14 protein-coding genes are annotated in these 11,677 nt (G+C 54.9%); 3 read left to right on the top strand and 11 right to left on the bottom strand.

Annotated features, from left to right (window positions below; translation table 11 throughout):
* Nucleotides 1-76: 76 nt before the first annotated feature.
* The 11 genes from flgL to flgB form a co-directional block, all read right to left on the bottom strand.
* A complete protein-coding gene (gene flgL / locus HA45_RS09725) occupies nucleotides 77-1,039 on the bottom strand; it encodes a flagellar hook-associated protein FlgL (RefSeq protein WP_100702790.1) in 963 nt (320 codons plus the stop codon).
* A 21-nt stretch (nucleotides 1,040-1,060) separates the two neighbouring features.
* Nucleotides 1,061-2,704, bottom strand: a complete 1,644-nt coding sequence (gene flgK / locus HA45_RS09720; RefSeq protein ID WP_100702789.1) for a flagellar hook-associated protein FlgK — start codon at nucleotides 2,702-2,704, stop codon at nucleotides 1,061-1,063.
* A 119-nt stretch (nucleotides 2,705-2,823) separates the two neighbouring features.
* A complete protein-coding gene (gene flgJ, locus HA45_RS09715; RefSeq protein WP_100702788.1) occupies nucleotides 2,824-3,765 on the bottom strand; it encodes a flagellar assembly peptidoglycan hydrolase FlgJ in 942 nt (313 codons plus the stop codon).
* Nucleotides 3,765-4,871, bottom strand: coding sequence for a flagellar basal body P-ring protein FlgI (locus HA45_RS09710; RefSeq protein WP_100702787.1), 1,107 nt, complete (start codon nucleotides 4,869-4,871; stop codon nucleotides 3,765-3,767). Before HA45_RS09710 ends, flgJ begins: the two co-directional genes overlap by 1 nt.
* Nucleotides 4,872-4,882: 11 nt before the next feature.
* Nucleotides 4,883-5,593 carry a flagellar basal body L-ring protein FlgH gene (locus HA45_RS09705; protein ID WP_100702786.1) on the bottom strand — a complete coding sequence of 237 codons (711 nt, stop codon included), beginning with the start codon at nucleotides 5,591-5,593 and terminating at the stop codon, nucleotides 4,883-4,885.
* A 61-nt stretch (nucleotides 5,594-5,654) separates the two neighbouring features.
* Nucleotides 5,655-6,437: a flagellar basal-body rod protein FlgG gene (gene flgG / locus HA45_RS09700; RefSeq protein WP_084935295.1), complete on the bottom strand. Its 783-nt coding sequence runs from the start codon at nucleotides 6,435-6,437 to the stop codon at nucleotides 5,655-5,657.
* A gap of 17 nt (nucleotides 6,438-6,454) precedes the next feature.
* The gene (locus tag HA45_RS09695) at nucleotides 6,455-7,213 is read right to left on the bottom strand and encodes a flagellar basal body rod protein FlgF (protein ID WP_100702785.1); all 759 of its coding nucleotides are present in this window, start codon (nucleotides 7,211-7,213) and stop codon (nucleotides 6,455-6,457) included.
* A 20-nt stretch (nucleotides 7,214-7,233) separates the two neighbouring features.
* Nucleotides 7,234-8,466 carry a flagellar hook protein FlgE gene (gene flgE, locus HA45_RS09690; protein WP_100702784.1) on the bottom strand — a complete coding sequence of 411 codons (1,233 nt, stop codon included), beginning with the start codon at nucleotides 8,464-8,466 and terminating at the stop codon, nucleotides 7,234-7,236.
* A 24-nt stretch (nucleotides 8,467-8,490) separates the two neighbouring features.
* Nucleotides 8,491-9,165, bottom strand: a complete 675-nt coding sequence (gene flgD / locus HA45_RS09685; RefSeq protein ID WP_100702783.1) for a flagellar hook assembly protein FlgD — start codon at nucleotides 9,163-9,165, stop codon at nucleotides 8,491-8,493.
* A 12-nt stretch (nucleotides 9,166-9,177) separates the two neighbouring features.
* The gene (flgC, locus tag HA45_RS09680) at nucleotides 9,178-9,582 is read right to left on the bottom strand and encodes a flagellar basal body rod protein FlgC (RefSeq protein WP_034830669.1); all 405 of its coding nucleotides are present in this window, start codon (nucleotides 9,580-9,582) and stop codon (nucleotides 9,178-9,180) included.
* Nucleotides 9,583-9,584: 2 nt separating this feature from the next.
* Nucleotides 9,585-9,998 carry a flagellar basal body rod protein FlgB gene (gene flgB, locus HA45_RS09675; protein WP_100702782.1) on the bottom strand — a complete coding sequence of 138 codons (414 nt, stop codon included), beginning with the start codon at nucleotides 9,996-9,998 and terminating at the stop codon, nucleotides 9,585-9,587.
* 153 nt (nucleotides 9,999-10,151) lie between these two features.
* On the opposite strand from flgB, the gene flgA reads away from it, so the two are divergent.
* The 3 genes from flgA to flgN all read left to right on the top strand — a co-directional run bounded on the left by flgA (nucleotide 10,152) and on the right by flgN (nucleotide 11,662).
* On the top strand, nucleotides 10,152-10,811 hold the full coding sequence (flgA, locus tag HA45_RS09670) for a flagellar basal body P-ring formation chaperone FlgA (protein ID WP_100702781.1): 660 nt from the start codon (nucleotides 10,152-10,154) through the stop codon (nucleotides 10,809-10,811).
* 105 nt (nucleotides 10,812-10,916) lie between these two features.
* On the top strand, nucleotides 10,917-11,225 hold the full coding sequence (gene flgM, locus HA45_RS09665; protein WP_100702780.1) for a flagellar biosynthesis anti-sigma factor FlgM: 309 nt from the start codon (nucleotides 10,917-10,919) through the stop codon (nucleotides 11,223-11,225).
* Between the two features lie 5 nt (nucleotides 11,226-11,230).
* Nucleotides 11,231-11,662 (top strand): flagellar export chaperone FlgN, encoded by a 432-nt coding sequence (flgN, locus tag HA45_RS09660; protein WP_100702779.1) that lies wholly within the window; start codon nucleotides 11,231-11,233, stop codon nucleotides 11,660-11,662.
* Nucleotides 11,663-11,677: the final 15 nt, after the last annotated feature.

The raw sequence follows: 11,677 nt of genomic DNA, 5'->3' as shown, positions 1-11,677 counted from the left end.
CCCACGGCCCCGAAAGGCAGTGGGAGAAACTAAGCGCGCCCGGTTAAAGCACGCTCAAATTTTCAGGTCAGGTCAATCAGGAATTCAGCTGGAACAGTGACATCTTCGACATGTCAGTGAAGGTCTTGTAAGACGCCTGTAATGCTGTCTGTTGCATGGTGTAGCTGGAAATGGCAGAGGTATAATCCACCTCGACCAGATTACTCATCTGCGTAGCCATGATGGTGTCATTGGTATCGCCCTGCGCATCTAGCGTGTCTACTTCATCCATCTTAATGCCGACTTCAGAACGCACTGACAACACGTTATTGAGCGAGTTACTCAAACCACGGTTGGTCTTGTCCATCGCATCCTGGAACGTTTGTTGAGTGGCCTCATCAGCATTATCCTGCGGCACCTTCAGTGCAGCGATAGCGCTATCCAGCATATCAAACAGATTCGTTTCACTGGTGCTGCCATCTGGCTCAGCTTTGGCATTGCTGGTGATCGACATAAACACCGAATCGCCGGTGTTGCCTACCGTCATGGTTCGGCTGTCACTCACTTTCTGGCTAATGGCATCGGTGCCGCCTACGTAGGTGACGCCCGTTCCCGTGTCGCTGAAAGGTTCGGCTTCGGTTTTGTAACCCGCAAAGATGTAGCGACCGCTGGCATCCTGGCTGTTCGCCAGTCCCAACAGTTGATCGCGCAGCCCTTGTAATTGCGTCGCCAGAGAGCCACGGTCATCATCACTGAGCGTGCCCGTTGAAGCATTGACGATGGTGGTCTGTGCATCCTGAATCGCTGACGTCACGCCCTTGAGGGTGTTCTCTTCCAGGGACAAGCTCTGGTTAGCGAAAGTGCGCGCGGTCGCATATTGGCTGCTTTTCGCCTGCGACTGCGCCAGGACAACCGAACTCGCTGCCGCAATCGGATCATCAGAAGGATTATTCACACGCAGACCGCTCGAAAGCTGCTGCCCTACTTTTAACCAGGAGGATTGCGAACCGGTAATGCCGCGCACCTGCTGGTCGAAAATCATATTGGTACTTAAACGCATGGTTTTTTATCCTTTGATGACTTAGCCGCGGATATCCATCAGCGCATTAAAGATGGTACTTGCTGTCTGCAATACCTGCGCATTGGCCATGTAAAACTGCTGGTACTTGGTCAGGTTGGCGTACTCCTCATCGAGGTTAACGCCGGAAACGGATTGCTGACGGTCAGTTAACTGCGTCACCACGTTTTCCTGAGTGGTACTGGCGGTCTCTAACGAACTGGTTTTGTTGCCCACGGTGCTAACGATGGTGGCGTAGGCTTGTGCCAGTGTGGCATTGCCGTTGACCAGGTTAGCATCCTGCAGTGCCAGCATTTTTTGTGCGTTAGTGTTATCACTTTCGCCGCTGGTGGCAGACGATGCTGCAGCAATTTGTGACTCATCGGTAATCGCGACCGACATACCGCCAATGACGTCTTGCACCGGTTTGACCAGGAAGCTGTCTTTAGCCTGGGCAGTACCGCTGACGGTCAGGTCAAGACCATCGAAACTCAGCGTCGTGTTGCCATCAGTATCGGTACCCGTCGTCGGCGATACTTTCACGTTGTCCGACAGACGCGTGACTGACCAGTTAGTGCCGTCGTAGCTCACGGTGTAATTTGAAGCCTTCAGCGCACTGCTGTCTGACCATGCTGCGGTCACTTCAGCCGTACCGGTATTCTTGGTGTTGCTCAATACGTTCGGGCTGCCAATGGTGAAGAAGTCAGTGCCCTGGTCGCCATTGCTGTCATAGCCAGCAGTTTGCACGGCGTTGAAGCTGGTCGTGAACGCAGCGGCCAATTGACCCAACTGGTTCTGTGCGGTGTCCAGGTCCTGGGTACGGAAAGCCAGTAATCCGCCTAAAGAACCGGTGGTCAGGGTCTTCTCCGGGATTTCAACGTTCCCTGCGCTCTTGTCTACATATCCCACCGTGGTGCGTGAAGGATCGCTGCTGGAAGGCATTGCCACCAGCTGAGTGGTGTTTTTACCGTTCACCAGGGTCGTGCTGCCCATGGTGACGATGTAGCTGCCGTCCTGTTGCGAAACGTTAACGCCAACGACGTTGTTCAGGTTGTTGACCAGTTGATCGCGCTGATCCAAAAGATCGTTCGGCGCGCTGCCAGCGGTGGTGAGCTTGGCGATTTGCGTATTAAGGTCGGCAATCTGGCTGGTGTAGGTATTGATTTGGTCGACGCTGGAAGCGACGTCCGTATTCACGCTGTTTTGCATATTGGTGAGATATTGCGCGGTGGTCTGGAACTGATTCACCAGGCCTTGCGCATAACTCAGCATCGACTGACGAGCTGACGGATCGTCTGCATTGCTGACCACGTTCGATACGTTGGTAAAGAAGCTTTGAATCGAGGTCGACAGACTGGTGGTCGAGGTTGACAGCAAATCATCGATATTGGAAATCTGTGAATATTGCGTATTCACTGCACTGTAATTGGCACTGGAACCGCGCAATTGAGCCGTAATGAATTCATCATATTCACGCTGCACGCCAGTGACATTCACACCGTTACCGTAATAGCTGTTGCCCGATAAGGTACTGTTTGCCTGGTTCAACAAAATGGTCTGACGCGAGTAACCCGCCACCGTATAGTTGCTGATGTTGTTACTGGTGGTGCTTAATGCGGCCTGTGCGGCGCTCAGCCCACTCATCGCTGAGTTAATTATGCTGGACATCTCGGTTCCTTAATTTCCCGTTAACCGGGCTGGCAGTCATCAGTGCGATTGCGCGGGCGGAGTCGCCCGCGGCATGTGATAGTTATCGGCGTGCTTAAGTGAAACTTGAGGCAAAAAAATCAGAACAAATCAGTGATATCCTGGCTGTACGCTTTAACCACTTTCTCGCCCATGTTTTTGAATTGTTGGATCATTCCCACCAGCTTTTGTGCATATTTCGGATCGGTGGCATAACCCGCGGCCTGCAAGGCACGTGCGCCCTGCTCTGGCGTAGCCGCATTGGCTACGGCGGCATATCGTGGATTGTTGGAGAGCAGTTTGACGTAGTCACTCAGCGCTTCCATGTAGGATCCATAAACACGGAAAGTGGCATGCACTTTCTTCGCCACGCCACCTTCATATTCGGTGGTCATGATGTCGGTGGTTTCCCCCTTCCAGTCACCGCTCGCCTTGATGCCAAACACGTTGTAACTTGGCTTGCCTTCACGTGTCAGAATCTGGCGTTGTCCCCAGCCCGATTCCAGTGCCGCCTGGGCAAGAATCAGGTGATGCGGAATACCACTTTGCTGGCTGGCGACCTGCGCCGGTTGCGCCAGCTGAGAGATAAAGTCGGTGCTATCGGTTGGCAAGCTTGACGGAGACACCGGCAGACGCGGCACCGCTTTGCGCACCATCTGCTCCAGCTGGCTGGAAGGCAGGTTGCTATAAATGAAGCTGTTATCCAGCTTCATTGGCACGGTACCCGCGCTTTCATCCGGTTCCTGCGCGGGCTGCATCTGTTTGACGATCAGATCCGCCATCCCCAGCCCGCGTTTGCCAATTTCCTGCGCAATTTGCTGATCGTACATCGAGGTGTACATCTTCGTTGAGTCGCTGCTGAAGATGCCGTCCTGCGGCAAGGCTTCACGCATGCTTTTCAACATCATCTGTACGAACATCCCCTCAACCTGTTTGGCGACCTGCAGCGCCTTCCCTTTCGGGTCGGCGGCCGCTTCACGCTTCAGGTTGTTCAGTGAGCGGCTGTCATACGCCGCATTCATCAGCGATTGCGTATCGGTCATCAGATGATTTCCAGTTTGGCGCGCAGACAACCCGCCGTCTGCATGGATTGCAGAATCGACATCAGTTCAATCGGTGTCGCACCCAACGCGTTCAGTGCGCGAATCACGTTGTTCAGATTGGCGCTCGCATTAACACTCTGTAAGGCGCCACCGCTCTGGCGCAGATCGATTTGCGTCTGAGTCGTCGCCACCGTTTGCCCGCCCGCGAATGGCGTATTTGGCTGGTTAACGTTCTGCTGTTGGTTAACGGTGACGGACAGATTGCCCTGCGCAACCGCACAGGTGTTCAGCGTCACTTCACGATTCATCACCACCGAGCCAGTACGTGAGTTGATGATCACTTTGGCATCTTCCAGCGGTACAGAGACGTCGAGGTTCTGAATCTCAGCTAACAGTCGCACCTGCGAACTGTTGTTAGGTGAGACGCGGATCTGCACGGTGCGCGCATCCAGTGGTTGAGCTGAACCCATGCCGCGGCTGTTAATCGCATCCGCAATCCGCTGAGCCATAGTGAAATCTTCACTGTTCAGCTGCAGGTTGATGGTGTTCTGGCTACCAAAGTTGCTCTGCAACTCTCGCTCCACCGTGGCACCGCCGGTGATACGACCGCCGTTCAGCTGGTTGACCTGCACGCTGCTGCCGCCCGCAGACGCGCCCGCGCCGCCCACCAGGATGTTGCCTTGCGCCAGCGCATACACCTGATTATCAACGCCTTTCATCGGCGTCATCAGCAGCGTTCCGCCGCGCAGACTTTTGGCGTTACCCAGCGAAGACACCACCACATCAATGGTTTGTCCCTGACGCGCAAATGAAGGCAGTTTCGAGGTGACCATAACGGCTGCCACGTTTTTCAGCTGCATGTTAGTACCCGTAGGTACGGTGATGCCGAGCTGTGACAGCATGTTGCTGACCGTCTGGGTGGTAAACGGGGTTTGCGTGGTCTGGTCACCGGTACCGTCCAGACCCACCACTAAGCCGTAACCAATCAGCTGGTTTTCGCGCACGCCCTGCACGGATGTCAGATCGCGAATGCGGTCAGCATGGGCAACCAGGCTAACGCCAAGTAGCAAGCCCAGGCTTAGACGCAGCAGAGTGTTCATTTTCATCATTACCTCGATTACATCGGCGACACGTTCAGGAAGAAACGCTGGAACCAGCCCATGGTCTGCGCCTCATTGATATACCCGTTTCCGACATACTCAATACGTGCATCGGCCACCTGCGTTGACAACACGGCGTTGCTGGCGCTGATGGTGCGTGGGTTAACCACACCGGAGAAGCGAATAAATTCGGTTCCCTGGTTAATTTCGATCTGTTTCTCACCCACCACGCGCAGGTTGCCGTTCGACAACACCTGATTGACGGTGACGGTGATGGTGCCGGTAAAGGTGTTGTTGGCGGTAGCGCCACCTTTACCTGCGAAGTCGTTTTTGCCATTGGCATCCAGTCCGGCTTTCTCGCCGGCAGCACCGACCAGACCACTCAGGCCGGTTGGGACAGTACTCACACCGAAGCTGTTGCTGCCATCGCGGCTGGCGCTGGCGGTGGAGCTTTTGCTGGCGCTGACATTTTCTTGCAGAGTAATCGTCAGGGTGTCGCCAATGTTACGTGGACGACGATCTTCAAACAGCGGCTGATAGCCGTAGTTCAGCGGCGCAACGCCCTGAAAAATAGAACCGTTCACCACCGGCGGAGCGGAAGGCGTCGGTTCTGCCGTTGTTGTGCCCTGCACCAGTGGCGTGCGCGGAATCAACGCACAACCGTTTAATGTCAGTAGCAGCGTGGCTACTAACCAATGCCCAGGCTTGAGAATCACTTGCTTCGCCACGGAGTTCTGACCTTCTTCATGTTCTTAATCGGGCCAGCCAGGCCGGCCCAACGATCCCAGATTAAATCTGGGTTAATTTCTGCAGCATCTGATCAGAGGTGGTGATCGCTTTGCTGTTGATTTCATACGCGCGCTGCGTCTGGATCATCGTCACCAGCTCTTCCGCTACGTTAACGTTAGAGGTTTCGACATAGCCCTGATACAGCAGACCCGCGCCGTTCTGGCCCGGCGTACTTTGCGTGGCCGCACCGGATGCCTGCGTTTCCTGATAGAGGTTTTCACCCAGGCTATCCAGACCGGCATCGTTCATGAAGGTGCTGATCGTCAGCTGTCCGACCTGTGCCGGGTTGGTCTGGCCCTGCTGTGTCACGCTCACCACACCGTCACGAGAAATGGTAATGCTGGTGGCGTTTGCCGGAATGGTAATCCCCGGCTGCACCGGATAACCGGCGTTGGTCACCAGCTGGCCATTCTGATCCACCTGGAATGAGCCATCGCGGGTATACGAAGAGGTGCCATCTGGCATCTGCACTTCGAAATAACCCTGACCGTTGATCGCCACATCTTTGGAGTTGCTGGTCTGCGACAGGTTGCCCTGAGTGTGCAGACGCTCGGTGGTCACGGGACGCACACCGGTACCAATCTGCAAACCTGAAGGCAGCGTGGTCTGTTCCGATGACTGCGTGCCTGGCTGACGCAGCGTCTGGTACATCAGATCTTCAAACACCGCACGCGAACGTTTAAATCCATTGGTGGATACGTTGGCCAGGTTGTTCGAAATGACGTCCATGTTGGTTTGCTGGGCATCAAGACCGGTTTTGGCGATCCATAAAGAACGAATCATGCTGTTTTCCTTACGCCTTAGCTGCTCATGTTGAGCAGTTGATTGGCTTTCTGTTCGTTTTCATCGACGTTGGTGATGACTTTCATCTGCATCTCGAAACGTCGGGCGTTGGCGATCATGTCGACCATGGTTTCCACTGGCTTCACGTTGCTGCCTTCCAGCACGCCTGGCATGACCGCGACGGTCGCGTCAGCGCCCAGTGCGGCGCCGCGCGTGGCCTGAGTGGCCTGAGTTGGACGGAACATGCCGTCGTCACCGCGCTGCAACTCTTTGCCTGTGGCCTTGACCAGCTTCAGCCTGCCAATCTGCACCGTGGCGTTCGGCGCATCACCCGCATTACGCGAGGTGATGGTGCCGTCAGCCGCGATGGTCAGTTCGGCGCCTTGTGGAATGGCAATAGGACCGCCATCGCCCATCACGGGATTGCCCTGAATGGTCAAAATACCGGTGGAGCTGATCTGCATGTTGCCGTTGCGGGTATAAGCTTCAGAACCGTCAGCCGTGCGCACGGCCAGCCAACCATCTTGCTGTACCGCTACATCCAGCGGACGACCCGTGTTGTCCATCGCGCCCGGTGTCATATCAGCACCAGGCGTTGAAGCGGCAACCAAAGTACGCGTCGGCAGCGACCAGCCGTTGACCGGCACCGCGCGCAACGCGTTGAGCTGGGCACGAAAACCCGGCGTTGAGGCGTTGGCGAGGTTGCTGGCAGTCACCGATTGCTGTTCCATCGTCTGACTGGCGGCGCCCATTGCGGTATATATTGCGTGATCCATAGTGCAATCCCGTTAGCGTATTAGCGTAATTGAATCAGTGTGTTGAGGATCTGATCCTGCGTCTTGATGGTCTGGCTGTTCGCCTGATAGTTGCGCTGTGCAACGATCATGTTCACCAGCTCTTTACTCAGATCCACGTTGGAAGCTTCCAGCGCGCCCGAGGTCAAAGAACCGTAGGTGCCGGTGTTCGCCAGACCAATCGCTGCCTGACCGGAAGAGTTGGTTGCTGACCAGACGTTATCGCCCTCTGACTGCAAACCTTCTGGGTTAGAGAAGCTGGCCAGAACGATTTGACCCAGCAGCTGAGTTTTCTGGTTTGAATAGGTACCGGTGATGGTGCCGTCATCGTTGATGGCGTAGCTGGTCAGATCGCCCGGTGCATAACCATCTTGCGTTGGGTTACCGAATGAAGTAGTGCCGGTGTTTTGTTGCAGGCTACCCAGAACACTCAAGGTGATAGGCTGATTTGCTGCCGCGCCGTTGGAGCCTTGGATAGTCAAGCCTACCGTTGTGGCGCCAGCAGTAGTTGTTCCACCGCTGGTGATTGAGGCCAGCTTACCGCTGGAGTCAAAGGTCATGGCGAAATCACCCGCTGAAGCGCCGGTGGTTGAATCCACAGCATGCACATCCCAGTTGTTATCACTGGTTTTCACATAATAGAGATCCAGCGCATGATCGTTACCCTGCGAGTCATACACAGTGACGGTGCTTTTGGCGTTGTAGCTATCCACGTCAGAGGTACTAAACGTCGCCACCGTTGGGATAGCATCGGTTGAGTTCAGGTTTGATACTAAACCTGCAGTGGTGGTTGCACGTGCAGACATCTGGGTCGTCGGCACACTCAATGCCACTGGGTTTGCACCGGTCTGAATGGTTGGCGGTGTGCCCGTTGCCGGATAACCCGTCACGCTCATGCCTTGGGTGTTCACCAGATTACGGTTTTCATCCAGCGTGAACTGACCATTACGCGAGTAGTAAACGCTGCCTGCAGCATCGGTCATACGGAAGAAACCGTTTCCGCTCAGTGCCACGTCCAGCCCGCGGCTGGTTGAAGTGGTGGTACCGTCATTGAAGTTCTGAATGACCGCAGCCACTTTGGTGCCCATACCAATATCGGAACCGGCAAACATGTCCGCGAATGAAATGGTGCTGGATTTGAAACCCGCAGTGGCGGAGTTGGCGATGTTGTTACCAATGACATCCAGGTTACTGGAGGCCGCATTCATACCACTTACAGCTTGAGAAAAAGACATAGCGTGTCTCCTGCTAAAATTGAATTAGAGAATCTGACGAACTTCATCAAGAGTGGCGGAGCCCATGGTGCCGAGATCCAGTTTTGAGGTGCTATCCACCGTACTCACGCCATTCACGTAAGCGTAATTAAGCGGTTGTGCCACCAGTTGGGTGCTGCCGTTACTGGCGGCAATCGATACAGAATATTTCCCGTCTGCGACAGTGGTGCCATTGGCATCAGTGCCATCCCATGAGAAGGCATGCACGCCCGATGTCAACGCGCCCAAATCAATGGTGCGCACCACTGCGCCGCTGCTGTCTTTGATGGTGGCAGTTGTCGCAGTGGAAGCGGTGGTCAATTCCACGCCAAACGGTGTGGTGGTGCCGCTGCCGACTAACACCTGGCTGCCATCAATCATCACGCCATGACCGATCAGCGTCGTGCTTTGCAGTGACTGGCTAGTGGTGAGCTGACCCGAGATCGAACCCAGCGTGGTGTTCAGCTTCTCAATACCGCTCAGGGTGTTGATCTGTGCCAACTGTGTCGTCAGCTGGCTGTTATCCATCGGATTAGTAGGATCCTGGTTCTGCAACTGCGTCACCAGCATGGTCAGGAACTGATTTTGTAAATCTTGTGCGCTATTACCGGTACCCGTTGAACTGGAAGAACTCAGCACCGTGGGGTCAAGGTTTGCGTTAACGCCTACTGCTACGCTCATGATCGTGCTCCGTTATTGACCCATCGTCAGGGTTTTCATCATCATTGACTTCACCGTGTTCAGCACCTCGACGTTGGCCTGATAGCTGCGCGACGCTGACATGGTGTTAACGGTTTCCGATACGACATCGACGTTTGGCATCTTGACGTAACCCTTCTCATCCGCCATCGGATTGCCTGGGTCATACACCAACTTGGCAGGTGTTGGATCATTCACGACACCCGCCACTTTGACGCCACCGGTGGCTGCGCCAGGCGCGGCATCGGTCTGGAAGATCACCTGTTTGGCCACATACGGTTGGCCATCTGGCCCGGTGACGCTGTCGGCGTTGGCCAGGTTACTGGCGCTGACGTTAAGGCGCTGTGATTGCGCCGTCATCGCAGAACCGGCGATATCAAAGATATTCAGCAATGCCATGGTTATTGCCCCTGCAATACGGTCATCATGCCCTTGATCTGGCTACTGATGAGGGTGAGATCGGTTTGGTATTTCAGGCTGTTATCAGCAAACTGCGTACGTTCACGATCCATATCCACGGTGTTGCCATCCGCGGCGGGTTGATCGGGAATGCGGTACATCAGATCCATTGACGGCTGAGAATTGGTTTCGGCGGCAATATGGCGTGAGGATGTGACCTTCAGCGACATGCTGCTGCCTTCCGCGCGACCATTTTCCATCACCTTGCTCAGCTGGCTGGCAAAGTCGATATCCCGAGCCTGGTAGCCCGGGGTATCGGCGTTGGCAATATTTGACGCCAGGATTTCCTGGCGCTGAGCACGCAGGTTTAACGCTTCTGTACCAAATCGCAGCGCGGCATCGAGTTTGTCGAGCATGCTTCCTCCGCGAATGAGAATTTCGAGCTGACAGCTTAGTTCGACAAAAGCAAGAGCCATCGTCTGAATAGCAGCAAAAATGACGGCTATTTTTGAGATTGATTTTCCCGCACCCAGAGTAGACTCAGGCCATCTTCTCGACAGGAGGCGTTTATGCGCAGATCTTCACCCTTGCTGGCCACCATTTTGTTGGCCATCGCGCTGCCCGGCCACGCGGCGGACCTGACCGCCCAGCTCACGCAGTTTTTTAAAGCGCGCGATCCGCAACATGCGGCGGGGATGACGGTAGTGGTACGCACGCCCAAAGAACAATGGCCGACCTGCGCCGCGCCGGAATGGCAACTGCCGGGGAATAGCCGACAATGGGGTAATCTCAGCATTGCAGCCAGTTGCGATCAAAACCGTCGCTTCTTGCAGGTTCAGGTGCAGGTGACCGGGGAGTATTTGGTGGCCAGCCGGCAGATATCGCGTGGCAGTGCACTCGATCCCAATGACTTCCGAATGGAAACTGGTCGTCTGGATGAGCTACCCCCGCGCGCGCTGGTCAATAATGGCAACGTGATGGATGCGATTGCCTTGCGAGATATCCCACCAGGACAGCCCGTAACGGCCATGATGGTGCGTCAACCATGGCGCGTGAAAGCCGGGCAAAATGTGATGGTGGTGGCGAGCGGAAACGGGTTTAATGCCAGTAGCGAAGGACGTGCGCTGAACAACGCCAGCGCGGCACAAATGGTGCGCGTGCGCATGGGAAATGGTCAGGTTGTCAGTGGTCGCGTCGACGCGGATGGGAATATTCTGATATCGCTATAAAGCGTTAAAGAACCCTGTTGTTCTGCCGATAGAGATATCAACGAAGACATTACCCTATGCTGACTCAGTTGACTGACCCTCAGCTGACCTTACAGGAGCACTACCATGAGCATCGACAGAACGCAGCCTTTAATCCCGGTTAGCACTGTACAGACCCGCGACACCAACGATAACAACGGCAAAGTCCGCCAAAGCGCGACGGCTGCAAGCCCAGCGGCCACCAGCGAAAGCGGTGCCGAAGTGAAATTAAGCACGGCTCAGGCGCAATTGATGCAGCCGGGCAGCAAAGACATCAACACGGCACGTGTTGAGCAGTTGAAAACGGCCATTCGTAATGGCGATCTGAAAATGGATACCGGTAAGATCGCCGACGCGCTGATCGCCGATACCAAGGCGTATTTAGAGGGTAACTAATCCCAATGGACAATCTGCTGACCACCTTAGATAAAATGCAGGATGTGCTGGCTTCACTCACTGTGGTGATGGATGAAGAACAACAGCAACTTTCTGCCGGCCAGGTTAATGGCAACCTGTTGCAGCGCATATCAGAAGATAAAAGCGCGCTGCTAACGACGTTGAATTATCTGGACGAAATGCGCCGTAATACCGAAAAGTCACTCGGTATCCAGGCGCCTTATGGTGGTCACAGCGATCGTGAACGCCGTTGGCAGAGCATCCAGCAGCATACCCGCCGTTTGCGCGATACCAACACCCATAACGGTATTCTGCTGCAGCATCAAATCAGCTACACCAATGATGCGCTCGCGGTGTTGAAACCGCATCAGACCCAGGCGTTCTACGGCCCCGATGGATTAGGGAAAGGTCAGTCGACGCTCAGTCGCAAAGGTTAATAAAGAAAAATCCCG

It is taken from the genome of Pantoea rodasii, assembly GCF_002095465.1.
Lineage (GTDB): Bacteria > Pseudomonadota > Gammaproteobacteria > Enterobacterales > Enterobacteriaceae > Pantoea > Pantoea rodasii.
Note: the sequence above shows the minus strand (reverse complement) of the source record. Positions and strands in the feature narration are given on the sequence as shown.